Raw genomic sequence first — 25528 nt, forward strand, 5'->3', positions numbered from 1 at the left:
CCTTCGCACCCATGAATTTGCGGCAATTGTTTTTGCAACACGTGGCACAAACGTCTACGGCGCCACTGGCTATTGAGGTGGTAAAAGCCGAAGGCAGCACTCTTTGGGATGCCTCCAGCAAAACGTATATCGACCTGATCGGCGGCATCTCGGTGGCCAATGTAGGGCACCGCCACCCAGCCGTGGTGGAAGCCATCCGCCGCCAAACCGATGCTTACCTGCACGTGATGGTATATGGCGAGTTTGTGCAAAGTCCGCAGGTGCAGTATGCGCATAAACTGACGAAGCACCTGCCCGCTTCGCTCAACTCGGTTTATTTTACCAACTCTGGTGCCGAGGCAGTAGAAGGCGCCATGAAGCTGGCCAAGCGGGCCACTGGCCGCGCCGAAATTGTTGCCTTCAATTATTCCTACCATGGCTCCACGCAAGGGGCGCTCAGCATTATTGGCGATGAATACTGGCGAAATGCCTACCGGCCCCTGCTGCCCGGTGTACACCATTGCCACTACAACGATTTTGAAATGCTGCAGCAAATCGGGCCGCAAACCGCCTGTGTTATTGCCGAAACCGTGCAGGCCGAAGCCGGTGTACAGGCACCGTCAAGGGAGTGGATGCAGGCCCTGCGCCAACGCTGCACCGAAACGGGAACGCTGCTGGTGCTCGATGAAATCCAGGCCGGCTTTGGCCGTACCGGCAAACTCTGGGGGTTTGAGCATTTTGGGATTATTCCCGATATTTTGTTGTTGGGAAAAGCCCTGGGTGGAGGCTTGCCGCTGGGCGCTTTTATTGCCGACCAAAGATTGATGAATCACCTGGCCAATAACCCGGTGCTGGGTCATATCACCACTTTTGGCGGCCACCCGCTGTGCTGCGCTGCGGGCCTGGCGGCATTTGAAGCCTTGCTTGCCGAAAATATTGTTGCCCCTGTTGCCGAAAAAGAAGCCCTGCTGCGCCGGAGACTGGTGCATCCGCAAATTAAGGCCCTGCACCTTTTTGGTTTGTGGGGCGCGGTGGAGTTCGAAGATTTTGCTACCTGTAAAAAAATCATTGATGCCGCCATTGAGCGGGGACTAATCACCGACTGGTTTCTTTTTGCATCCAATTGCCTGCGCATTTCGCCACCGCTCACAATTACGATAGCAGAACTGGAGCGGGCCTGCGCCATCATCCTGGAGTGCATCGACCTGTAGTTGACCCCTTGCATTTTTTGGGAAAGGCAAAAATAATTTCCATTTGCTTTGAAATACAAAGTACTTTTTACATAGATTTGCTCCATGAACGGATTCGCATTTTTTAGCGCCAGCTTAAGCGCTGTTTGTATCGCCCAGTATTTCGGGTAGTCACGACACTATTTTTTTTGCATCAACACTTTGAAATGCAAAGAACTTTTCAATTAAAAAAACAGGCTTTATGAAAAGGGCACACCACCATAACGAAGAACCGCTGACCCTGCTGCTGGAACGAAATGCCCGGATGGGCGCAGCCTTACTGGTGCTGCTAGTGATGCTTGTCCTGCTCAACCTCCGTCCGGATCATCGCCACCAGGGCAGGCCTGCTTTAGGGCAATGGCTGGTGCTACCCATCCTGCTGGATATAGAAGACACATCCATTCATTGGTCCGAATAAGTTATCGCAACATCTTTTCCCAAACTGCTTAATCAAACAAACAAATGAACCTCCCCACCACCACCGAAAGCATTCCGCAAGACAACAGGATTTTAGTAAAAGGCGTCATCATTGGCCTGCTGGTACTGCTGTTGCTCATTCCTACTTTTTTTGTTACCGGTGTTATTGAAGAACGGGAAGACCGCCAGCGGCAAGCCGTACAGGAAGTAAGTGCCAAATGGGCTGGCCGGCAAAACCTTACCGGGCCTATGCTGGTGCTGCCTTTTATGCAAACGGTATCCACTGATTCGTCGGGCCGCACCAAAAAAGTAAAACAGCTGGCGTATTTCCTGCCCAGCGATCTGGCTGTGGCTACCCGCATCCGGCCGCAGCAGCGGTCGCGGGGCATTTTTAAAGTAATGTTGTACGAATCGCAAAACGACCTTTCCGGCCGCTTCGATTCGCTGGATCTCGAACAGCTGAACATCAACCCCGCCGCTGTGCTGTGGCAGGAAGCTTTTGTGCAGTTTTCGCTGTCCGATCCCAAAGGACTGAACGAAGAACTGGCCATGCAATGGGGCGGCCGCTCCATCACGTTCAGCGCGGCAGGGCAGGATGCTACCGGCGGCAGCCGCATGGTGGCGCCGCTGAAGATTTCTGCTCTGTCCGATTTAAAGCAGGTCAGCTTTTCGGGCCGCATCCACCTCAACGGCTCCGAAAGCATGTACCTCACGCCGGTAGGGCGTTCCACCACTTTCACGGTGCAGTCAGCATGGCCGCACCCCAGTTTTACGGGCGCCATTTTGCCACAGCAAACTGCAGTCAGCGATAGTGGTTTTTCGGCTACCTGGAAAAGCATGGCGCACAAACGTTCTTTCCCGCAGCAATGGGTGGGCAATGGTTTTAGCACCGAGGTGCCCATGTCCAACCCGCAGTTGGAAGCGGTAATAGAAACCGCCGCCGGCGGCGATAGCTACAACCTGGGCCGCGATGCATTTGGCGTGGACCTGTTTATACCGGTAAACGATTACCAGAAAACCATGCGGTCGATCAAGTACGCAGTGTTGTTTATTGTGCTTACGTTCACTGCTTTCTTTTTGGTGGAAACGGCGCACAAGCGGTCGGTGCACCCATTTCAATATGCGCTGATCGGTATCGCGCTGGTGTTGTTTTTCCTGCTGCTGTTATCGTTCTCCGAATACATTGGGTTCAACTGGGCTTATGCCATTGCGGCCTTGGCCACGGTTTCGTTGATTGCCTGGTTTATGCGCGGCTTGCTGGGCTCAGGAAAATTGTCAACGCTGCTCACCGTTGTTTTGGTGCTCCTGTACAGTTATGTATTCACCATTTTGCAATTGCAGGATTATTCGCTCATCCTGGGCAGCATCGGTTTGTTCCTGTCACTGGCCGTTGTAATGCGGTATTCCAGGAAGTTTCAGTGGTAAAGCTGCTTAATATTTACGATTGACGATTTTTGATTGACGATTGAATACAGGAACAAGTGCACTATTTTTCGGTGCATGATTTTAACGGAAGCAACCCAATTGTACATCCAAAATCGTCAATCGTAAATCTCATGTCCCAACCATTTTCCACACGGCAGCGACTGCGCAGTTTTGTATATGCTTTTGCCGGGCTGCGGGCCGTGTTGCGCACCGAGCACAACACCTGGATACACCTGGCTTTTACCATCATTGTGGCGGTACTGGCGGCGTTGTTGCGCATCAGCAGCGTTGAGTGGATGGTGTTGCTCATCGTGTTTGCACAGGTATGGATAGCCGAAATTTTCAACACTGTTTTTGAAAAGCTGGCCGACCTCTACACCAGGGATCAGCATCCGCAGATAAAGATCATCAAGGACATGGCTGCCGGCGCCGTGTTGTTATCCGCCATCGCTGCCTTCCTGGTGGGTTGCGTTATTTTTTTACCTAAAATATTTGCACTGCTGTAACCCAAATTTAGATCGGTGCTACGCAAAAAAAAGAGACGCAACCAGTGCGTCTCTTTTTTATATAATAAAACAAGGGCTGTTTAAAAATCAAGTCCCAATGCCAGGTAAGTTTGCGGCCTGCCTCTGAAGAAGCCATCCATTTGCCAGGCTGCATCAAAGCGGAGGAAATAACCCAGCAGCGTGCTGCGTACACCAAAGCCATAACCGCCTGCCAGTGGCCCGATGCCGCCGGCTTTCAGCCGCACCACAACGGTTGGGTTGTTGGGGTCGGAGAAGTTTTGGGTGGGGCGCTCAATGCCGTTGTAGCGGCCGTTCCATGCCGAGCCCAGGTCAACAAACTGCACCACCTGGAAGTTGCGCAAAAACGCATTGTTGATGGGGCGGTTGAAGAACGATGAAAACACGGGCACCCTGATTTCACTGTTGATCGTCACGGCGTTGTTACCGTTCGAAACGTTTTGCTTAAAGCCGCGCAGGTTGAGTGCCAGTGCCTGGTAAGCATAGTTGCCCTGCGGGCGGTTGTTCGGGTCAAAATAGCGGTAGCCGGTAACATCGTTGTCGCTGTTGCGTTTTTCGTTGTTGCCAAACTTCAGCCATCCGTCCACGCCACCGAGGTAATACACCACTTTCTGGTTGCCCCAAGAGATGTCGGCTGCACCACGCACCGCCCAGATGATGTTGCGGTAAATGGGCAGGTAATGGCGCACATCCACACCAAAGTTGAACATCAGCCGGTCGCCCGATTGTTTGGCGGTGCCGGTTTGCGTAAAGGCGTCCATGTAGGCCTTCCAGCGCAGCCCGTGCCAGATGTTCATGGTGGGGTTCAGCGTATTATCGTGCACATACTCCAGCGAGGTTTGTACAAACGTGGTTGTTGAATCCTGCACCGGCAGTGTTTCGGGGCTCACCGCACTCAGCACAAACCTGTCGAAACGCGGCCCTACGGTTGCCCGGAAGGAGCGTACCCGGTCCAGTGCATAGCGGAAGCGGCCGAGGTAATAATTCGAGATTTGCTTACCGGGGTAAGTGGCCGAAGTGCCCGCCAGGTTGTACCCTATTTCGGAATTGCTGCGGTAGTAGGTAAAACCCCAGTCCCAACGGCGGCGCTGGTTCATGAATTCAAACAGCACGTCGTTGTCGCGCAGGTTGGTAGCCAGGCGGAAGCCACCCGATATTTTAAAGTCTTCAAAAAGATCGAGTGTGCCCATGCGCACTAGGCCGTTCAGGTCGTTGCCGTTGGCCGGGTTGATGGGGCCGGAGCCGCCCATATAAGGCTGGTATTTGTTGAACACAAATACCGTGTTGTTGAGGCTGGCCACTACGTAATCGTTGAAGAACTTGGGTGGACGGTATTCAAAGAGTTTTGCTTTTTTCAACAATGGTTCCTCGGCGGGTATTTCCGTGGCAGGAAACACCTGGCCGGTGGCGCTGGTGTCGGCATTGTCAAACTCTGTTTGAAACACGTTGTCGTTGCCTGCACTATCGGGGCGGGTAGGCTGCGGTTGGGCCGCTGCCTGCCGGTTTTGTGCAATGCGTTGCTGCTCGGCCACTTTTTTCATAAACTCCGTAGGGCGGGCTGTTACATTGCGGCGGCGCAGCGTGGCTTCGTCTACACGCAACCGGTAGAGGAATTTAAAGTCGCCCTGGCGGGTTACTTCGCTGATCTGCTGATTGTCGCCGGCAGTGCGGGTTTCCAGCAAACTGCTTTGGTAGTTAGTGAGCGGAAATACATAGCTCGAGTCGTTGGTTACCGATACATAGCCCACCGAGTCAATGTCGTCTTTGTTCCATTCTTTTATCAGGCTGTCCACTTCGTTGATGGGTGGGTTGCGGAGCACTTCATCGCCAATAAATACCAGCGTATCCAAGCCGGCACGTTCGGTGCTGAAGAAACCTGCATAGCGGTTGGCGATTCCGTTTTCATCGCTTACAAACGTAAAGTGGTACGAGTTGTACTGCGATGGATAACGGGCATTGCCCAGCCGCACATTGGTGAGCTGCGAAATCTGTTTGAAGTCGGACTGGTTCCAGTTGTCGACCAGGAAAATATTGTAGCGGCCAATAGGCAGGGCCGTATCACTATCCCGGGCGGTAGGGCTTGGCCGGTTCGATGCAAACATGATCCCCGTTTTGTTGGGGAACGTCACAAACGAAGGATCGAGATCATCGTACACATCGTTGGTGATCTGCTCGGTGGTCATCTTTTCGATGTTGTACGTAAAGATGTCGGTTTGCCCAGCCTTCACTGCCGAAAATAACAGCGTGTTGGAGTTGAGCATGTACTTCATGTCCTGAATCTGGTCAAACTGGTCCAGCGTCTGCTTGTTGATCTTTACGCGGTTTACCGCATCGTACACAAAAAAGTTGATCTTGCCTTTATCGGGGTAAACCACTGCCAGGCGGGTGCCTTTGGGGTCCCAGGCCAGTATGGGGTAGTTGGGGTTTACTTCATCCTGGCGGCTGCGTACGCCGGTATGCACCAGCACTTTGCGGCTGGTAAAATTTTCCATCAGCACCACGCTGTATTTGCCTTGGCGAAACTCCGTAACCGCATAAGTAAAGGAGCGGGGCACCGGGTTGGCGTTGAACCGGAAGAAATCTTTTTTACCTACTTCCTCGCTTACCGAAAGCTGGCCCTTGGGCACCACGCGGCGGCCGCGGATGTCTTTGAAATATTGCGCAGGCACCTCGGTCATAAAGTTGCGCAGCACTTCCTTGAATTTCATTTTGGCAATGCGCTGCGAAGCCGAGTTGAGGTTGCGGTAAATGCGGCTCAGGTACAGCAGGTAAGTGGTTTTGCTTTCGCCGTATTTGTTGCCGAAATAATACCAGAATGCATGACCGGCAAGCTGTGGCTTTTGGTAGGCAAAATGGTAAAAGTTTTTGTAGTTGCCACTCAGCATGGCGCTTTTCAGCTGGTCGTCGAGGTCGGTGTTCCAGCGTTCGCCGGCGTAGGCAATATAGCCATCGGTAAGCCACTGCGGCAGGTCGAGCAGGGTTTGGTTGGCAGCCATTTCACCCAGGTCATCGCCAAAAAGCACATTGCGCACCAGCACCTGGGCAATGCCCTGGCGGATCTGGCGGCGCAGGTTAGCGTGGTTGGCATCGAAGTACACCACCATTTTGTTGTTTACCAGCTTGGTTACGCCGCCGGCGTTTTGCCAGTCGATGCCCATACCGATGTTCGACTGTTGCATCTCGTCGAAATTATTATACACCACAATGTTGGCGCGGCGCTGCAAGCCATACTCCACGAACTCCTCCACTGCGGGCAATTCTTTTTCGGCAATCTGCGCTACAAATTTGCCCAACTCCAGCCCGTCCTGGCTGAAGTACGTATTAAAGTTGTCGGTTTGATAATATTTCCATTCGAACTTCTGGTACTGCACCCGGTTTTTCCCAAACTCCACAGCATTAACCTGCGCCTGTGCTGTAAAGGATAAAATAAAAAGGGCCACACCGCCTGCCACGATCCGTCCTAAAAAATTATTCATACAAGTTTTGAAACGTTACTAAGTAAGAAAAGCTGGGTTTGTAAATTGCACCTAAAGTACAAAAAAGCCCAATGTTACAGGTTCACTCATTCACCTTCAGCCCGGTTCAGGAGAACACTTACGTAGTATATAACGAAGGTGGTCTCTGTTGTATTATCGACCCCGGCTGTTATTTTGCCTCCGAGGAAATGGCGCTAAAAGAATTCATCGAAACGAATGGACTGAAACCCGTTTTGCTGCTCAATACCCACTGTCACCTCGATCATATTTTTGGCAACCGTTATGTGCACCGTACCTGGGGCCTCCAACTGCACCTGCATGCAGCAGAAAAAATCGTGCTCGACCGCGGCCCGCAAAGCGGCCAGGCATGGGGCCTTCCGTTTGATAACTACGATGGCGAACTGATATACGTATCGGAGGGCGAAAAGGTTGTGCTGGGCGATGACGAGTTCGATGTGTTGCTCACACCGGGCCACTCGCCGGGATCGATTTGTTTTTACAATAAAAAGCAACAATTTGTTATTGGCGGCGATGTGCTGTTTAAAGGTTCTATTGGCCGCACCGACTTGCCCGGCGGCGACTTTGCCACGTTGGAGCGCAGCATCAAAACGCAATTGTACCCGCTGCCCGATGAAGTGGTGGTGTACCCCGGCCATGGCGAACCCACAACCATTGGCGAGGAGAAGCGAAGCAATCCTTTTGTAAGGGGATAGGTTTGGGAAGTACAAGAATTTGAACCACAAAGGCACGAAGGGAGTGAAGGAACACGAAGGGGTTAATCAGATTTGTTTCTGGCCTGGCGGGCAACCACTGTTTTGTCATCCTGAGCGCAGCGAAGGATCTGAGTTGTATAATGATGAAAGTGATGTGAAAGTGATCGCGTCTTGATTTTAAATTACTCTATTAAGTGGGCTCAGATCCTTCGCTGCGCTCAGGATGACAAAAACACTAAGGTTCACCAAGAAAGCCCTTTGTGTTTCTTTATTACCTTCGTGTCTTCGTGGTTCAACTATTTTTTATGCGCTAATAAACCTTCCCACCACCGGCAAGCGTGCAAATTCTTTCCGCTCTACATTTACAATAAACAGCGTATAAAGCCCCAGCAGCAGCAGCCCAAATGCGTGGTTGATCCACACATTGAGCTCCAGCAGTTGAAACGCTGCATGGATGCCGTACAACGCCAGCGCAATCACCATAAACGCGACGAGTTTTTTAGTGGCATAAGGCACCGGGTAAGCCCGCTGCCCCCAGATGTATGAAACCACCATCATGCTGCCATAGCAAAAAAACGTAGCCCATGCGCAGGCCACATAGCTATACGTAGGAATAAACAGGAAGTTGATGAGCAACGTAATGCCTGCGCCAATAAACGTAATGCGGGCACCGGCGCTGGTTTTATTGGTCACTTTGTACCAAATGGACAAGTTGTAATAGATGCCCAGGAACATATTGGCCAGCAGCAAAATGGGCACTACCCGCAAGCCTTCCCACTGCTCCGGGTTTTGAATAAAATATTTCCAGACGTCGAGGAAAAGCGCTACCACCAAAAACATAAGGGAAATGGTAATGACAAAAAACTTCATCACCCGTGCATAAACTTTTTGCGGCGCCTGACCCTGTGCCTGCTTGAAAAAAAACGGCTCGGCGCCCATGCGAAAGGCTTGGATGAACAGCGTGATGAGGATGGATAATTTGTAACAGGCACTGTACACACCAACTTCAAACTTGGCGGCTTCTTCGGTAGCTGCCGGCGACCACCAGCGCAGCATCATGCGGTCAAAGGTTTCGTTGATCATGCCCGCAAAGCCTGCCAGGATTAGTGGCGCGGAATAAATAATGATCTCTTTCCAAAGTGTTGCGTTGAACCGCAAGCGAAATGAAAAAAACTCTTTTGCAAGGAGCAAAAACGTAAGCACCGCCTGGATCAGGTTGGCCAGGATCACATAGCCTACACCAATATTGGGATCATAAAAAGTACCGATAAAACCTTCAGGATCTTTTTCCGCGATCTTAGGGCAAACGGACAAGAAAAAAACGACAGCCCCGATATTGACCAGTATGCCCACAATGCGCACCATGGCAAACTTTATCGGCCGCCCATCGAAGCGGAGCTTGGCAAAAGCCAGCGACGACAAGGCATCAAATGCAATGATGAATGCCGCCCAGGTAAAATATTCAGGATGCTCCTGCAGCCCGATCAGGCCCGCAAAAAAATCATTGAACAACACCAGCAGCGTGGTGAGTACGGCCGTACTTACGATGAGCGAAATAGTGGCCGTATCATAAACCGAACTGCCCCTTTCCTTGTCCGATGCAAAGCGGAAAAAAGCGGTTTCCAGGCCGTATGTAAAAATGATGTTCAGGAACGGGATGAGTGCATACACCAGGCTCATTTCGCCATAGGCCACACCCGACAGCGTAGCCGTGAGGTAAGGTGTCAATAAATAGTTTAGAAAACGGGCCGCAATGGAACTGCCTCCATACCACAATGTTTGTCCCGCCAGTTGTTTTATGCCACTCAATCCGGTTCGTATTTAGGTGCCAAAAGTAGGTAGGTAAGTCCGAAGACAGAAGTCCGCAGTCCGAAGAAGACAACTATAACTTAGAATTGTCTTCCGTCTTCGGACATCCGACTTCGGACTTTGCTGACTTCCCTACGGCGCAAAACGTTTATCGTTAATGAAACTCGAATCGGTCAGTGTTTTTAAAAATGCCGTCAGGTTTACAATGTCCGAGTTGGTCAAAGCGATGCCCAGTTGCAGTGAAGGATCGAGGTTGGGTGTTTGCTTGATGCCGCTGCGGTAATGTTCAATGCTTTGTTGCAGCGAGGTAAAACGGCCATCGTGCATGTATGGAAAGGTAAGCGCCACATTGCGCAACGAGGGCACCAGAAACTTCATCGAATCGGCTGCATTGCCCGTGATGCGGATGCGGCCGCCATCTTTTAAAAACGGATTTAATCCAATGCCGTTGTTGCGGAACGAACCATCGGTAAAAAAAGGCTCCTGGTGGCAGGTGGCGCATTTGCTTTGAAATACGGTGTAACCCGCCTGCTCAAACTGCGTGAACGAAGCTGCTCCGCGTTTTACTTTATCGTATTTACTGTTGGCCGAAACCATCGTTACCACAAATTGCGCCAGTGCCTTCAGCATGCGCTGGCTGTTGATCTCGGCATCGCCAAATGCGGCGGCAAACAGAGGTGGGTATGTGGTACTGGCCCGCAGTTTGCGCACCACGTTATCTACCGTTTCGGCCATTTCGTTTTTCGCTGTAATCGGCGCCAGTGGCTGCGTTTCAAGGTTGAGTATGCCGCCATCGTGGTGAAATTCCTTGCGCCACGCCAGGTTGAACATGCCCGGCGCATTGCGGGTGGTAAAGGCATCATTAAAGCCGTGGCTCAGGTCGTGGTCGAAGGTGGCAAAAGCGGCAAACTGCTGGTGGCAGGAGGCGCAGGGAAAATTGCCATCGGCCGAAAGGATGCCGTCGTAAAATAATTTTTTACCCAACTCAATACCTTCTTTGGTGAGCGGGTTTCCGGCAAAATCATACTCCGGTTTTGGAAAACCTTGCGGAATATCAAAGGAAACCGGAGTGGGGCCTTTGGGTACTTCCATTTCTTTTTTGCGGCAGGCCTGCACACCAATTGTAGAAATGAGCACCAGCACCATCAGGGATAATATCGTGAGGCGCAGCTTCATGGAATCAGCACCGAATTGAGGCGAAACATTTTGCTGTAATTATCGGCATACTGCGCTGCCAGCGGCCCGGGCGTCATGCTGACGGCGGTTTGCGCAATGGGCAATGGATGTACCGCATCAAACCAGCGCATTATTTCGGCAATAAGAGACACCTGCATGGTGCGTTCTACCTGCACTGGTGCAGGAAAGTTTATCGTCACTGTTCTCAAGGAAGAATTTGTGCCGGCAAACCCGCCAATATGGTATTGAATGCGGTTGTTGGGTGCGCTGCTCAGCGGCGAGCTGCCTTCGAGCTTGGCCATAATGTAGCCGGTGTTCCAGGTCCAGAACATATCCTGCACGGGGTCCAGCGCACCGGTTTGGGCGCCGCTTACATTGCGGGTGCTGTCCACGCCCAGCAACATGCGCAGCCCGGTGTAGGTTCCTGCCGGCACTTGCACTTTTATCGTTTTAGTGCTATCCGTTTCGTCGTCCACCAAAAAATAAGTGTCCGGGATTGTTACCACATTATTGCCATTGACCAGGGCCAGGTTGGAGAGGTAGTATTTAAAAGTATTTATGGTAAACGTTTCACCGAGGCCGTTGGTGTAAGGGGTGCCCAGTTGCAGCGGGGCGCCGCCCGACTGGTGTGTAATGGTCAGTTCCAGTTGGGCATTGGATAGTTCCTCATCCACCTCCCGCTGGCAGCCCGATAGCATTACGGCTATCAACAGGAGCACAGAAAAGGGGGAGGGGAAACGCATGGCGCTAAGTTATTCAATACGCTGCAAGGTGTTGTTAATTTATAGATCAGTGGGGCGGATGCGGCGGCGGTCCTGCTTGATGGAGCCTGCCCGTTTTTTCCCTTCAATGCGTCGTTCTTTAGCAGCCTTACTGGGCTTGGTGGCAATGCGCATCCTTTTCTTTTTCAGGGCTTCGGCAACCAGCTCGTTTATTTTGGCAATGGCCGCTTCCTTGTTTTCGATCTGGGTGCGGTGCATTTGTGCTTTCACCATTAGTTGGCCTTCGGAATTGATGCGGTTGTGCAGTTTGTGGAGCACCAAAGCTTTTTGTTCGTCCGACAAAAGCGCTGAGGCCTGCACGTTGAAATAAGCCTGCACGGCGGTTTCCACCTTGTTTACATTTTGCCCGCCGGCACCACCGCTGCGGGTAGTGTGCAGTTTTATTTCGGGAGATAAATCGATCATATTTTTGCGCGGGTCTCTCTATTTATATAAAAAACGGCGCAACGCAAAGGTGCACAAAGTTTTCGTCGTGATTTCGTTGCGGCGCCGCGTTTCGTTTTTCAAAAAAAATATCCAGGCGATTATGCGTGCAGTGATTCAACGGGTTTCTTCAGCTTCGGTCACCATTGACGGTGTTGTTGCAGGTGCTATTGACGGCGGACTGCTGGTGCTATTGGGCATTGAAGACAGGGATGGCGACGCCGATATAAAATGGCTGAGTGGCAAAATTGTCAACCTCCGCATATTCGCCGACGATGCCGGCGTAATGAACCGCTCCGTGCTGGAAGCGGGCGGCGGCATTTTGCTGGTGAGCCAGTTTACGCTGCAGGCCAGCACCAAAAAAGGGGCCCGGCCATCTTACATCCGCGCCTCCAAACCCGGCGTGGCCATCCCACTGTACGAGCAAATGATTGCACAACTCACCGCCGACCTTGGCAAACCCATTGCCACGGGCCGTTTTGGCGCCGATATGCAGGTGGCGCTGGTCAACGACGGGCCCGTTACCATCTGGATCGATACGCACAACCGTGAGTAACCGCAGTTTTTATTTTGGTAAAAATAGGAGGGCTCAAAAACAGCATGCTTGTGCTGCCGGCTTGCACAAAGTTTTGCCAGTCATTGCATTAGCTTAACGTTGGCGGCTAAGGGTAATAACTGAATGGGCCCTAGTTGCATCTGCTCATAAAAGTTTTTCCGTAGGTATAAATACGATGCTGCCCCGGAAATCTCCGTTATTTTTACCGCAGCTTAAGCGTACCAATCCAACCCGATGAAGAAAACAACCATTCAACTGCTTTTGTGCGGGCTGCTATTTTTGCCCGCCAGCCTGCTGGCGCAGGACACGGCCACGTTCTGCAATTATACACCCATCGACATTCCTTTTGGCGATGATGCCCCGGTTTTGGGCAACCCGTATCCTTCCAAGATCGTTGTGACCGGGATGGCCGGCACCATTTCCAAAATTACCGTGCGGCTTTTTGGACTCGACCACAACAGCCCAGATGCTGTCGACATCATGCTGGTGCCGCCCGATGGCGCCAATACCGGCATCATCCTGCTGTCGGATGTGGGCGGTGCTTACGATTTGCCCAACCCCGGCACCGGCGTGAACATTGTGCTGGACGACGATGCTACCGAGTACATCCCGGACAACAGCCCTTACCCTTCGGGCACCTATAAAATCACCAACCGCGGTGGCACCGACTCCTGGCCGGGCCAGCCCAAAGCATCGCCTTTTACCACGCTGGCCGGCTTTAACGGCTATGGCGCCAACGGCGAATGGCGGCTGTACGTGGTTAACGATATTGACGGCTGCGAAGGCTATATCCATGGCGGATGGGACATGATCATTTACACCGAACCTTCGGTGCTGCCGGTAAAATACAGTGCGTTCAGCGCTGCTTACCAGGCTATGCAGCAGGCGGTACAACTGAAATGGACCACTGAAAATGAGACGCACAGCAAAGCCTTTCTGGTGGAGCGTTCGGCTGATGGTTTCCGTTGGACAACGGTAGGCTCGATCAATGCAGCCGGCAACAGCAGCAGGCGCAGAAAATACCAGTACGATGATGTGCGGCCAGCGGGCGGCGTCCATTTTTACCGCGTTAAAATGCTGGATAAAAACGGCCGCTTTGAATACACCAAAGTAATATCGCTGCAGGTGCCCCAAACGGTAGCTGCCGCGGCAAAGGCATATTTCAACAGCAGCAACGCATCGATGGTACTGAGCCCCGGTGGCATGATGGGAAAAAAAGCCCTGGTGCAACTAATTGATCTTGGTGGAAGGGTAGTGGCGAGCCGCAGCCAAAGCCTATTGCAGCCTGTGCAAACGGTGCTGGAACTGCCCCATCTGAAAGACGGTTTGTATGTGCTGGAGGTAGTTTGCGGCAGCGAAAAGTTTGTACAAAAAGTAATGATCCGGAGGTAATGCTTTGGTTGGTGGCTAGCCCACGGTGTTTGAAAGATTTGTAAGAGAAAGGTGCAATGGGGCACAATTCCATTCAACAATAAAACAGCCTTTTTTACCTCAGAATTTTATACAAAAAAAGCGGAACTGCGGACTGCCTGCGGCTCCGCTTTTTGATGCATGGGCCTGACGAAGCTTAGGCCGTTGGTGGCGCCAGCCCTTTAATTTTGCCCCATGAAAAATGATGTAACCGACCGTGCGGGACTGGAAACGATGCTGGCGCATTTTTACGAAAAAGCGCTGGCGGATGAAGTGATCGGTTTTTTCTTTACACAGGTGGTGCCGCTGAACATGGAAACGCACCTGCCCCTGATCACCGATTTTTGGGAATCGGTAGTGCTGGGTACCCGCGGGTATGGCAAAAACGTAATGCAGGTGCACCAGCATATACATGATTTGTCAGTAATTAAGAAAGAGCACCTCGACCGCTGGGTGCAACTGTTTACCCAAACCATCGACGAACATTTTGAAGGCCCCAACGCCATACTGATGGCACAGCGGGCCCGCTCCATCGCCACCATGATGAACCTCAAACTCAACCACGGCGGCGTTGGTGTGATGTGACGGGGCAATGAGTTCAATCGGTTCAAGGTTTAAAGTTTAAGGTTTAATGTTGCTGCTAGCACCAACCCATTGAACCCCTTGAACAACCTTAAACCTTAAACTTTAAACCTCAAACTTTAAACCTCAAACCTTAAACTCTAAACTCCCAATGACCATAGCCCAGGCCCAGCAACAGATCGACCAGTGGATACAGACAACCGGTGTCCGGTATTTTAGCGAACTCACCAACATGGCCATTCTTACTGAAGAAGTGGGAGAGGTTGCCCGCCTGATGAGCCGGCTCTACGGAGATCAATCATTTAAGAAAAGTGATGAGGGAAAAGAATTGAGCGATGAACTTGCCGATGTACTGTGGGTGGTGATGTGCATTGCCAACCAAACCGGCATCAACCTGACCGAGGCACTGGAAAAGAATTTTGATAAAAAAGCCATCCGCGACAGCGACCGCCACCGGGAGAACGAAAAACTCCAGTGATTTCGGATTTTATGCCAGTGCATGTTCCATACAATAATTTAAGGGTGCCGAAATCCGAAATCCACAATCCGAAACCCGAGTGGCCGCTTTTTTGCTTTTATATGCCTAAAGGCAAAACCTATGGCCCAGCCAACAAAAAAGAAAAAGTTTACCCCTGCCGCCCTGTGGCGTATTTTAAAAAAATCCTTCACCGGTTTTAACGACGATAAAGTACCCAAGCTCAGTGCATCGCTGGCTTATTATACCATCTTTTCCTTAGGGCCGCTGATCCTGCTGCTCATTTACACCGCCGGCTTTTTTTATGGCCGCGAGGCTATTGAAGGGTCTATTTACCACCAGCTCAATTCGTTTGTGGGCAACCAGGCCGCGTTGCAAATACAGGAGATTGTAAAAAACGCAACGCTGAGCGATAAAAGCACGTCGGCAGCCATTATCGGCGTCATCACGCTGCTCATTGGTGCCACCACGGTGTTTGCTGAAATTCAGGATTCCATCAACAGCATCTGGGGCCTGAAGGCAAAACCCACCAAGCAAGGCTGGTGGCTGCTGGTAAAAAGCCGGCTGCTTTCGTTTGGCGTCATTGGCGCATTGGGCTTTTTGCTGCTGGTATCGCTGGCTGTTACCGCCATCATCGAAGGACTGAATGCACAGCTGCAGCGCATGTTCCCCGACGTTAGTGTGATCATTATGTACGTGGTGAATTTGCTGGTGACGCTGGGTACCATCACGTTATTGTTTGCTGTAATTTTTAAAGTACTGCCCGATGCAAAGATCAAATGGCGCGACGTGTGGGCCGGCTCCATTGCCACCGCTGTTCTGTTCATGATCGGCAAGTTTGCCATCGGCCTTTATATCGGTAAAAGCGACGTAGGCGGCACTTATGGCACTGCCGGTTCGCTGGTGATTTTGATTGTGTGGGTGTATTACTCCGCCATCATCCTGTATTTCGGTGCCGAGTTTACCCGTGCTTATGCGCTGGAATTCGGGTCTACCATCCGCCCCAACGACTATGCCGTGGTGGTGCAAAATGTGGAAGTGGAAGGCGGCCAGCAATCGCTGCAGCAAAATGAACGCAACCTCAATGCCGCCAAAGAATACGGCACCGTGCGGGTAAAGAAACCCGAGGCCAAGCCGCAACGCGTTGGCGAACCGGAAAGCATCGGCTCACCTGAAGTGCTGAAATCGCTGGCCATTCTGGCGGTTGATAAGCTGGTGGGCTGGACGAAGAGGGATGGTAGATGATGGATGGTGGATGGTGGTTGGTAGTTGATAGTTGATAGTTGATAGTTGATAGTTGGTAGTTCAATAAAAATGCGGTGAAGGTAATCCGTCATTGCGAGGCGCCGCGGCGACTATACTTTAGCGAAAGCTCTTGCGCCGAAGCAATCTCCCGGTTTTATATAACAACTTTTTGGTGTGGCTTTAAAGAAAATATCAGCATATAAAAAGTTGTATTTAGGAAACACATTTTAGATGGAGATTGCTTCGGCGCCATGATGTGCAGCATTTACAATGCCACTCCTGCGCCTCGCAATGACGAACGGCGCCGCCCAACGTATATGCAAAATCATTTGACCCACAACCAATCACTTCCAAAACTCTAAACCCGCAAACCCCAGACTCCTAACTCCTAACTACCAACTGCCAACTACTCTCCATCATCTCCTATCTTTGCCCGCACTATGGCAACAGATAACAACCGTTTCCAGGCAATTATATCGCACTGCAAAGAGTACGGCTTTATTTTCCCCTCCTCCGAAATCTACGACGGGCTGGGCGCCGTGTACGACTACGGCCAGTGGGGCTCCGAACTGAAAAAGAACATCAAGGACTATTGGTGGAAAAGCATGACCCAGATGTACGAAAACATTGTGGGCATCGATGCGGCCATTTTTATGCACCCCACCACCTGGAAGGCCAGCGGCCACGTGGATAATTTCTCCGACCCGATGATCGACAACAAGGACAGCCAAAAGCGCTACCGTGTAGATCACCTGATCGAAGCAAAGATCGACGAGCTGGAAAAGGCCGGCCAGCAAGACCAAGCTGACCTGTTGCAACAGCAAATGGACCAGTTGCTGGCTGCCAGCGATTTCGACGGACTGAAAACCCTGATCGAGAATAATAAAATTGTATGTAGCATCAGCGGCACCGCCAACTGGACGGATGTGCGCCAGTTTAACCTGATGTTTTCTACCGAATACGGCGCTATCTCCGACGATAGCGAGGATAACAAAATTTACCTGCGCCCCGAAACGGCCCAGGGCATTTTTGTAAACTTCCTCAACGTACAGAAAACCGGCCGGATGAAAATTCCGTTTGGTATAGCGCAAATTGGCAAGGCTTTCCGCAACGAAATTGTTGCCCGCCAGTTCATTTTCCGGATGCGTGAATTTGAGCAAATGGAAATGCAGTTCTTTATCCGTCCCGGCTCGCAAAAAGAGTGGTACGAGTACTGGAAAGAAGAACGCATGAAATGGCACCTGAGCCTGGGCATTCCTGCCGAAAACTACCGCTTTCACGACCATATAAAACTGGCACACTACGCCGATGCGGCCTGCGATATCGAGTTCAATTTTCCCATTGGTTTTAAAGAAGTGGAAGGCATCCACAGCCGCACCGACTTTGACCTGCGCAACCACCAGGAGTACAGCAAAAAGAAAATGCAGTATTTCGATGCGGAAGTGAACCCCGAAACCGGCAAGCCTTACGGCAATTACATCCCGTACGTGATTGAAACTTCCATTGGTGTGGACCGAACAGTGATGATGGTGCTGAGCCAGGCTTTTGAAGACCAAGACCTGAGCACACCGGAAAAGCAAGACAGCCGCGTGGTGCTCCACTTGCCGGCCAAGTTGGCGCCCATCAAACTGGCGGTGTTGCCGCTGGTAAAAAAGGATGGCCTGCCCGAGCTTGCCCGCCAACTGATGGACGACTGCAAGGCTTCGTTCCGTTGTTTTTACGAAGAAAAAGATACCATTGGCAAACGCTACCGCCGCATGGATGCATTGGGCACGCCGTTCTGCGTTACCATCGACCACCAGACCAAGGAAGACGGCACCGTTACCGTTCGCCACCGCGATACCATGCAACAGGAGCGGGTGCACATGAACGAGGTAAAAGCCATGGTGCTGGGTGCTATTGGTTAAACCCTTTTGTTTTAAAAATATAGCCGGCGGACGCCGGGCTACAATCCGCAGCAATTTTGCTCCTGTTTATAGCCTGTCGTCCGCCGTCATTTTGTGCAGAGGAATAGTGTACGGCCTAAAGCTGTTTACCCGCAGCAGGTAGCCAATGGTACCGGCAATTTGTGCGCTGTACAATTGTTCGTCGTGCCCGCTTTCGCCACCCGGCCTGATGCCGGTTCCCAACATTGCCATCCAGGTTTCCGACGAGCCCGGCACAAAAAATCCGTGTTTGAACCAGGTGCTGCGGCTTCGGCCCCGCCCGTGGTCGGTGGTAATGATCAGCGAGGTATTGTTGCGGTATTCGGGCAGGCCCTGCAGCAGTTGCCACAGTTTGCCAATCAGGCCATCGGCCAGGTGCGCCTGTTGTAAATACCCCGCATAATCTTTTTGGTGGCCGGCTTCATCGGTGCCGCCGAGGCCAATATGCAACACCCGCGGCCGGTTTTGCACCAGGTATTTTACCGCTGCCGCAAATGTGGCGGTATCGGGGCACACGTCGCCGGTCCAGTCCAGCGCTTTGTTGATGGCCACTTTTATTTTGCTGCGCGTTTGGGCCAAAATAAAAGGAAACGCATCCCAGGAAGCCACTGATGCTACTTTTCCCCGGAAATCCTGGAGCTTGTTGAGGTGCTCGAAAATGGTGCGGTTGACATTTTGCTTTTTTTCATTGCTCCAGATGCGCAGGTCGGTGCGGCCGGTAAACAGCTCGTTGTAGCCTGCGTATGAAAGTGCATAGGGGTTGGCTACATTCATTTTACTGTGGCGGCTGCGGTTGCCCACCAATTGTCCATTTTGCGCCACTTCGCTCCACAAAAATGGCATCAGGCGTTGCCGCCGTTCTGCAGCGGTGCTGCCTGCAAAATCCTGCAGGTCAACTTTTTTATCCTGCATTGCCTGGTGCAGCAGCACCGGGTCGGCGCCGGCAAACACTTCCTGCCAGCGCATGCCGTCCAGCGTTACCACCACTACCCGCGCCTCATTGGGCCGGTCTTCTTTATAGCTGGCCTCGGCATGGCCGGTGGCTTTTGCATACAATAAAAAAAACAGGAGTACATATCCCAGCTTCATAGAGAACATTTTGAGGTACAGCGATCAGCCTCTGGAGTGGGAAGTGATGGGTGATGGGCTTGGATCGATCAATGCAGCTTTGCTTTTCGGCAAAAATACCGGGTGATTCAGCTTAATAGGCCGGTTCGGTACTCTCCTCCGCTTCGTCGGTGGAAGAAGTGGGCAACTTTTCATCGTTGCGGCCCATGGCGCCTACCCCCGCTGCATGTGCATTGGGTATATGGGTGTGATGGGCCTCATTGTGCTCTTGTTCCTTCATGTGGTGGCCTTTAGCCCTTTCCTCTGCCGACTGGTCTTTTTCCGGTAACATTTTCCGCATTTACTTTTTTACCAAAAAATCCCATGCCAAATGGGCCGGGCGGCGTTTTGCCGTTCGCAGGCCACAATGGGGCGTTTATATGGTTTTGGCCGCCTTTTTGCCTGAATAGATTAGTTTTAAACTTCACTAACCATAAAATTGATTCATATGGCAGACGTTAAGCTCACCGCCTACAATGTAAAAACCAAAGAAAAAGGGGTGCCCATTCAGGATGCGGTGGTAACCAAAACCGCCAAAGGCGCCTACATGGTGCAGGGCCACGACGGTAAAGGCAACAAACTGACAACCCTGTGCAACGAGGAAAAGGCCCTGGCTGCCATCAAGGCCGGCGTTGCAAAACAAGGCTGGTAAACTAAAGCAAGCTGGCGCACCGCAAACCGGCACAGTTGATTAGTTGTGCTGTTTTGTAAACCGCCCGTTTTTTGTAAAAAAACCAGTTACTGGTTGCATCCGCCTATTCAGGCGCATTGGTTGTACCAAAATATTAAAGCCCGCAACAGCTTGCTGTTGCGGGCTTTTTATTGCTGCAAAGATTGGTTTTAATAACCCCGCTTCAGCAGGCGGAACACTTTGTCGTTTTTATCGCACTGCAGCAGGTACACTCCCGGCGGAAATTGCCCACCAGAAAGATCTACCCGCATCAGTGTGCCCTGGCCCGTGCCACGCACCGGCATTGTTTTCAACACGCGGCCAACGGCATCGGTGAGGCGAAGCGTGGCTGTTTCGCCGGCCGGCAGTTCAAACATCAGGTAAAATTCGCCCACCGATGGGTTGGGGAAAACCTGCCATCCGGCATTGATATCAAAGCGCACCGACACCTGCGGCGAGTACTGTTCGCCGCCGTCCTGGTCAATAACCCGCAGCCGGTAGTGGCGCATACCCATTTTGGGCAACTCGGTATCGGTAAACTGGTATTGGAACCGTTCCGTGCTGCCTTGTGCGGCTACCTCGCCCAGCTTCTGAAACTGGTGGCTGGCAGGAGCATCCACACCCCGCGCCACTTCCACTTCGTAGCGCACTACACCATCTTCGCCGGCTACATCCCATTGCAGCAACACATCTTTTGCAACGCCGGTTTTGCTGGCTTTCAATTGTACAAATTTTACCGGCAGCGAAGCTTCCCGGCTCAGCCCGCCGCTGTTTAGCCACATTTCAGTACCCCGGATGGCATTAAACTCGAGGTAGTAACCGGCATCGTAAGGCACCAGTGCTGTTTTTGCCACCGGCACATAATGCCAGAAGCCAACTTTATCATCGTCTAACGTTCCGTTTAAATGCTGTGCATCAACCGGTTTGAACAAGGTTACGCCCAGGTCCAGCACGGATTCGGGCGGAGCACAGGAAGCGCAGTTGTTGGCCGCCAACAGCAGCTTTGTTTCAGCTTCGGTAAAATAAAAACGAACCCGGACAGAATCGGAGGTGGCCCCGTCCACCACCAGGTTGCGGTTGTGGTAATATTGGTCTTTTGAAAAACGTGCCTCGCCGGGATGGATATAAGTACGAACACCGGTACTTGCCATTGGTGCGCCTTTAGGTTGCAGCGAAGCCAGCAGTCGGCCATTTTGGGTAAAATGCGTCCACTCGTTTTGTGCAGCGACATTTTGCAACACTTGCTGGCCCACCGACGGGCCGGTGTAAATGCCCATCGTGTTGTCGTACACATGAATATCGTCCAGTGCAATGCCTTCGTTGTTCACGCCGGGATCGCTGGAGAAAACAAAACGCAGTTTTAATTGGGGCATACCAGCCGGCAGGGCCACCGTGGCCACATGCCATTTAATGTCGTTACCAACATGCCACGAATCGCCTTGCGGGTACCAATTGGTACCATCGCCGTCGAGTTTCTGCCACGTCTCGCCATCGGCGCTGTATTCTACCCAGGCATTGTCGCAGGCAGGCACACATTCCTCCAGGTCCATCACCACATGGAAGCTCAGCGTGGGCTGTTGCAGGTTGCCCGTTTGCAGGCAGGGCGTGTACAGGTACGACAGTTCATTGTTGTTGTGGTTGCCGGTGAGGTTGGTTTTCCAAACATTGCTGCCCGATGCCGCCCGGGTAATTTTAAAAGAAGCGGGCTGCCCCAATTCCCAGGAATTGTTGCGGCCTTCGGAATACCAGCCGTCGTTCTCGCCTTCAAATCTTTGGAGGTAAGGAAACTGGCTGATCACCGCCTGGCTGCGCACCAGCAGATGAAGCGAATCGTTTTGCCGCACCTCGTCGAACGGGGCGCCCAGGGCCACCCTGATCCCATAATCGCCGGGTTTGGAAAGATTCAGTTTTTGGTTAAAACTATACCGGATGGTATCATTGGCTTTGATCAGCGGAATGTTTTCGGTAGCCCAGCCGCCGCCATTGATTGAGTAACGCACCGGAACGGTGGTTATGTCCTGGCCGGTTCCGTTTACAATCGTTAGGGTCAGCTGCTCGGCTGAGCTGCGGCCACAGCCGATGGAGTCGATGCCATCAACCGAAACCAATTGCACATCGCTGCGAACTCGGTATAGCCGCAGGTCGTCGATGGTATATCCGCCGGCGTAGTTGGCCTGCACCGCCGACTTTGTACCGGTCTGCTCCCAACGTATTTGCGTAGCGGTGGAAAAACGCTGTCCTGCCTGCGTCAGCAGGTGTGAAATGCGCAAACTGGGCGATTGTTTAAACGTGCCGGCAACCGTTCCTTTCAGCGGAAAAGTATAAGCCAAAATCCACTCGTCGGCCTCGCTGCCCCGAACCCAAACGCGGTTGGCAGTGTCCATGCCATGTGCCGCCCAGGCAAAATCAAGGCGCACTTCATTGGCGGCGGCATCATATGCCGACAGGTTGAATGTAGCCACCAGGAAATTGCGGTTGATGGCGCTCCTTTCCCGGTCGGAGTCCAGTGTTATTGCCCGATTGCCGCTTTTGGCCATACCCGAACCGGCATAACTGCGTAACCGGCCATTAGCGGTGCCGGGGAAAAAATCAAAGCGCTCCAGCCCGGCCAATCCCACCGTAGATTGCTGTAAAGCAAATTCAGACAGGTCGTCAAAGTTTTCAAAATAAGGTGTGGTCAAATCAATGGGGTCGTTTTTCAGGTGACGCACCACGGTACGCAGCGTGTCGTTGTAAGGGTTTACATCCCCTTTGATGTTTTTTACAACGACAACAAATTCGTAAGCGCCGGTATTACCCAGGTTGGCATACGGCTGAAAATGATAGGTGTACAATCCCTGCGCTGGTATCGTTGTCTGCACCGTTTCGGAGATCCAGGTTTGGCCGCCGTTGCTGGAGTAGTAAGCCTGGAACCCGGTTACTGGTGCATTGTCGAGGTTTTTGATGCGGATGGAAACCTGGGTGCGGGGTGTGGGGGCGGTGGGGGTAAACTGCCTTGCCGTCACCGGCGCTATCAGGGCGTCCAGTTTCAAATCACCATCCGAAATATTGCCAGCGCAATTGCCACCCGATGGTGTACGCACCAGCGTGGGGCAGCGTTGCCCGGCGATGCCGTTGTACATGGCCCGCACCGCCACCGGGTAGGCGCTGTCTTTTGCCAGGCCGGCAAGGGTAAATGCAGTGTCCGTTGTAGTGGCCACCGTTTGCCAGTTCTTACCCGCAAAACGCAGCACCTCGTAGCCGGTGGCTTCAGCGGCTTTACGCCACCGCGCCACCAAGTAACCTTCGCAGGAGTTGGTGAGGGAAAAACTTTTGGGTGCAATGCCCAGCACAAAAGCCTTGCTGGCTGCAATGGCGCCGCCGGCCGTTACCAGCCTGATGCGGGCCTGAGGTGCCGGTATGTTGGGTAATTTGTACCGGTAAAACTGGCTTCCTGCCGCGATGCCGGTTGCTGCGGTTTGCCAGGTGGCGCCTCCATCGGCCGAAAACTCCAGCGAAAGAGTCTGATCTTCCAGGCCGGCCGCTTCCCATTGTACCCGCATCACTTCGCTGGTATCAAAACGTTCGCCGCCGGCAGGGGCTGTTAACCACAGCTCGTTGGGTACCAAATCGTACACCACCACGTATTGTTGCTTCGCAATTCCGGCCACTGAAAAACCCTTGATCTCAACGGTAAATTCGGTGGCGCCAGGACTTTTTACCACCACTTGTTCAATGTTGTTGCGGTGGTCGGCACCGGTGGTGGCAGGCGTATTTAAAGCGGCTGCAGCTGTATCCAAAATAAAAGGTAAATACTGGGTGCCACCGGCGGTTACCGCCAGGTCGAGGTCGTGTACCAGGCTGCGGCGGCTCAGGTGCGACGCCGCCGGATCGTTCCAGTACAGCATTACTTTCACTTGTGCAGTACCGGCCGGCACCGAAATGCGGTGCGTGTTTTTCTGGCCGTTGGCAATGCTGTCCTGGATGATGTGGTTTTTTTCCAAAATGTCCAGGCTCCGGTTCAGGTTCATATAACCAAAGCCGTAGCGGAAGTCGGGGCCGGGATTGCCACGGTCGGAAGCGCCGTTACACAAAATGGCTTTTAAAAGCGCATTGCCCGGGTTTTTGCCGCCGTGTAATTGCCGGTAACGTTCTACCAAAAGTGCTGCGCCGCCTGCAACTGCAGGTGCTGCCATGCTGGTGCCGGAGTTGTTGCCATAGCCATTGGTGGGCCAAGAGGCCGCCACGTTAGTGCCAATGGCTACAATCTCGGGTTTGATGCGGCCGTCCTTCACCGGTCCACGGCTGGAACCGCCATTGATCAAACCCAGGTCATCCACATTGCCCACCGACAACACATTTTTTGCCGACTGGTAACTGCCCAATACGGTACCAAAACCTATTTCATAAGGCTGGCAGGTGTTGCCACCGCTATTGCCCGCAGCAAATACATGCAGCAGCGAAGGGTATAAAAACGCCTGCCCATCGAGGTAGGAGGAATAAAAGTCGTATACGCCATTGTAGGTGCAATTGAGCACGTTGCCATACGAGTTGTTGGTGATAACCATGCCGTGGTCGGCTACGTACTGACCGGCCTGTGTAAAAATGCCTTCAAACACCTGGCTCACCACGGTGGCACGGGGCGCAAAACCTAGGTAGCGTTCGTCCATAACGGCGGCACCAGCGGTAATGCCGGTTACATGCGTAGCATGCCCCTGCACACTGCCCGCAACGCGGTTAATGAGGCGGCCCGAAAAATCGAGGTGGGTTTGCACATCGCCATTGTCGCCGATGCCCACTACCACGCCCTGCCCGCTCAGGCCGCGGCCGCCATTGGCTGCACTGGCCTGCAACAAGGCCGCCCCGCTTGACGTGCGGCTGTCTTGCAGCAAGGGCTGCGCCGGCGGAGGCTGCGGCTGCACATAGGCTACGCGGCTATGCGCGGCCAAAACAGCAATTTGCGTTTCGGAGACCTGCAGGGCATACACCGGTTCTTCGTTGAATACCCGTTTGGCTATGCCAAACGGTCGCAGTGCAACCATAGCCTGGGCCTCGGTAGTGCCCGGGTGCAGGCGTACCCAAACGTTTACCAGTGTTGATTTTACTGAAATGCCGAAAGCCTGCGGCCAAAGATGCGGATCCGTTTTTTGGCGGGCAGTAACGGGGGTAATGCCCTGCGCCCCACTGCTGTAAGTAAGCTGCTGCCAGGTTATTGGCTTATGGATCAGGGCGGTAAAAGCGTTGCCGGGCAGGCCCTGCAATAATTCTACGCCCTGTGCGGCCAGTTGTTGCCGTGTGGCGGCATTGGGCAGCGCGGCAAATTGCAACAACACTAATTCGGGCCGCCCACTTTGCGCTAGCCTTTTATTGAGGCTGTTGGCTGTGGCTGTCTCATCTGCAGCGGTGATCTGCAGCGTGCCCGTTTTGAGCATGATGGGATTGCCGGTTTTTTGCGCGGCAGAAAATAAAAAGCAGCAGCAGGCAATGGTAAATAAATAAGCAGTTTTCAGGCTCATGTAGGGCGGCTTGTATATTCAAAAGTAAATTAATGTGGATTGCTGGATCTGTAGTTTTGGTTGGAAGCAGTGTTTAAAGCGGTGCCAGGCAGTTGTTTTGATCAATGGCG

General features: G+C 52.4%; 19 protein-coding genes and 1 pseudogene. 12 read left to right on the top strand and 8 right to left on the bottom strand.

Annotated elements, in window-relative coordinates:
- The first annotated feature begins 11 nt into the window (after positions 1–11).
- The 4 genes from DRJ53_RS09275 (at position 12) to DRJ53_RS09290 (ending at position 3556) form a co-directional block, all read left to right on the top strand.
- The gene (locus DRJ53_RS09275; RefSeq protein ID WP_114235517.1) at positions 12–1190 is read left to right on the top strand and encodes an aspartate aminotransferase family protein; all 1179 of its coding nucleotides are present in this window, start codon (positions 12–14) and stop codon (positions 1188–1190) included.
- A gap of 220 nt (positions 1191–1410) precedes the next feature.
- Complete coding sequence (locus DRJ53_RS09280; protein WP_114235351.1) at positions 1411–1626, top strand: hypothetical protein; 216 nt, start codon at positions 1411–1413, stop codon at positions 1624–1626.
- Positions 1627–1670: 44 nt separating this feature from the next.
- Positions 1671–3050 (top strand): cell envelope integrity protein CreD, encoded by a 1380-nt coding sequence (creD, locus tag DRJ53_RS09285; protein WP_114235352.1) that lies wholly within the window; start codon positions 1671–1673, stop codon positions 3048–3050.
- A gap of 131 nt (positions 3051–3181) precedes the next feature.
- On the top strand, positions 3182–3556 hold the full coding sequence (locus DRJ53_RS09290) for a diacylglycerol kinase family protein (protein WP_114235353.1): 375 nt from the start codon (positions 3182–3184) through the stop codon (positions 3554–3556).
- A gap of 80 nt (positions 3557–3636) precedes the next feature.
- Here DRJ53_RS09290 and DRJ53_RS09295 read toward each other — a convergent pair whose 3' ends face one another.
- Entirely contained in the window at positions 3637–7050 is a 3414-nt protein-coding gene (locus tag DRJ53_RS09295; protein WP_114235354.1) for a TolB-like translocation protein, read from the bottom strand.
- 71 nt (positions 7051–7121) lie between these two features.
- Here DRJ53_RS09295 and DRJ53_RS09300 point away from each other — a divergent pair, with 71 nt between their 5' ends.
- Positions 7122–7763, top strand: a complete 642-nt coding sequence (locus tag DRJ53_RS09300; RefSeq protein WP_114235355.1) for an MBL fold metallo-hydrolase — start codon at positions 7122–7124, stop codon at positions 7761–7763.
- Positions 7764–8066: 303 nt separating this feature from the next.
- Here DRJ53_RS09300 and DRJ53_RS09305 read toward each other — a convergent pair whose 3' ends face one another.
- From DRJ53_RS09305 to arfB, 4 genes and pseudogenes are all read right to left on the bottom strand, one after another.
- The gene (locus DRJ53_RS09305) at positions 8067–9572 is read right to left on the bottom strand and encodes a lipopolysaccharide biosynthesis protein (protein WP_114235356.1); all 1506 of its coding nucleotides are present in this window, start codon (positions 9570–9572) and stop codon (positions 8067–8069) included.
- Positions 9573–9704: 132 nt separating this feature from the next.
- Positions 9705–10748 (bottom strand): cytochrome-c peroxidase, encoded by a 1044-nt coding sequence (locus DRJ53_RS09310; protein ID WP_114235357.1) that lies wholly within the window; start codon positions 10746–10748, stop codon positions 9705–9707.
- Complete coding sequence (locus tag DRJ53_RS09315) at positions 10745–11491, bottom strand: MbnP family protein (protein ID WP_123893464.1); 747 nt, start codon at positions 11489–11491, stop codon at positions 10745–10747. The genes DRJ53_RS09310 and DRJ53_RS09315 overlap by 4 nt, the downstream gene beginning before the upstream one ends.
- Before the next feature lie 39 nt (positions 11492–11530).
- Positions 11531–11917: pseudogene (gene arfB / locus DRJ53_RS09320) on the bottom strand (alternative ribosome rescue aminoacyl-tRNA hydrolase ArfB); the annotation flags it as partial.
- Between the two features lie 139 nt (positions 11918–12056).
- Here arfB and dtd point away from each other — a divergent pair.
- The 6 genes from dtd to DRJ53_RS09350 all read left to right on the top strand — a co-directional run bounded on the left by dtd (position 12057) and on the right by DRJ53_RS09350 (position 18128).
- Entirely contained in the window at positions 12057–12509 is a 453-nt protein-coding gene (dtd, locus tag DRJ53_RS09325; RefSeq protein ID WP_114235518.1) for a D-aminoacyl-tRNA deacylase, read from the top strand.
- 234 nt (positions 12510–12743) lie between these two features.
- Positions 12744–13901 carry a T9SS type A sorting domain-containing protein gene (locus DRJ53_RS09330; protein WP_114235360.1) on the top strand — a complete coding sequence of 386 codons (1158 nt, stop codon included), beginning with the start codon at positions 12744–12746 and terminating at the stop codon, positions 13899–13901.
- Between the two features lie 213 nt (positions 13902–14114).
- The gene (locus DRJ53_RS09335) at positions 14115–14504 is read left to right on the top strand and encodes a group III truncated hemoglobin (protein WP_114235361.1); all 390 of its coding nucleotides are present in this window, start codon (positions 14115–14117) and stop codon (positions 14502–14504) included.
- Between the two features lie 148 nt (positions 14505–14652).
- Positions 14653–14979 (top strand): nucleotide pyrophosphohydrolase, encoded by a 327-nt coding sequence (locus DRJ53_RS09340; protein ID WP_114235362.1) that lies wholly within the window; start codon positions 14653–14655, stop codon positions 14977–14979.
- Between the two features lie 120 nt (positions 14980–15099).
- A complete protein-coding gene (locus DRJ53_RS09345) occupies positions 15100–16221 on the top strand; it encodes a YihY/virulence factor BrkB family protein (RefSeq protein WP_114235363.1) in 1122 nt (373 codons plus the stop codon).
- A 440-nt stretch (positions 16222–16661) separates the two neighbouring features.
- On the top strand, positions 16662–18128 hold the full coding sequence (locus DRJ53_RS09350) for a glycine--tRNA ligase (protein WP_114235364.1): 1467 nt from the start codon (positions 16662–16664) through the stop codon (positions 18126–18128).
- A gap of 66 nt (positions 18129–18194) precedes the next feature.
- Here DRJ53_RS09350 and DRJ53_RS09355 read toward each other — a convergent pair whose 3' ends face one another.
- Together DRJ53_RS09355 and DRJ53_RS09360 are read right to left on the bottom strand one after the other, a co-directional pair.
- Positions 18195–19235: an alkaline phosphatase family protein gene (locus DRJ53_RS09355; RefSeq protein ID WP_162303843.1), complete on the bottom strand. Its 1041-nt coding sequence runs from the start codon at positions 19233–19235 to the stop codon at positions 18195–18197.
- Between the two features lie 112 nt (positions 19236–19347).
- Entirely contained in the window at positions 19348–19554 is a 207-nt protein-coding gene (locus DRJ53_RS09360; protein WP_114235366.1) for a hypothetical protein, read from the bottom strand.
- A gap of 147 nt (positions 19555–19701) precedes the next feature.
- Here DRJ53_RS09360 and DRJ53_RS09365 point away from each other — a divergent pair, with 147 nt between their 5' ends.
- Positions 19702–19905, top strand: coding sequence for a hypothetical protein (locus DRJ53_RS09365; protein WP_114235367.1), 204 nt, complete (start codon positions 19702–19704; stop codon positions 19903–19905).
- A 188-nt stretch (positions 19906–20093) separates the two neighbouring features.
- On the opposite strand, the gene DRJ53_RS09370 is transcribed toward DRJ53_RS09365, so the two are convergent.
- Entirely contained in the window at positions 20094–25418 is a 5325-nt protein-coding gene (locus tag DRJ53_RS09370) for a S8 family peptidase (protein ID WP_114235368.1), read from the bottom strand.
- Positions 25419–25528: the final 110 nt, after the last annotated feature.

The organism is Paracnuella aquatica, assembly GCF_003332885.2.
GTDB lineage: Bacteria > Bacteroidota > Bacteroidia > Chitinophagales > Chitinophagaceae > Flavisolibacter > Flavisolibacter aquaticus.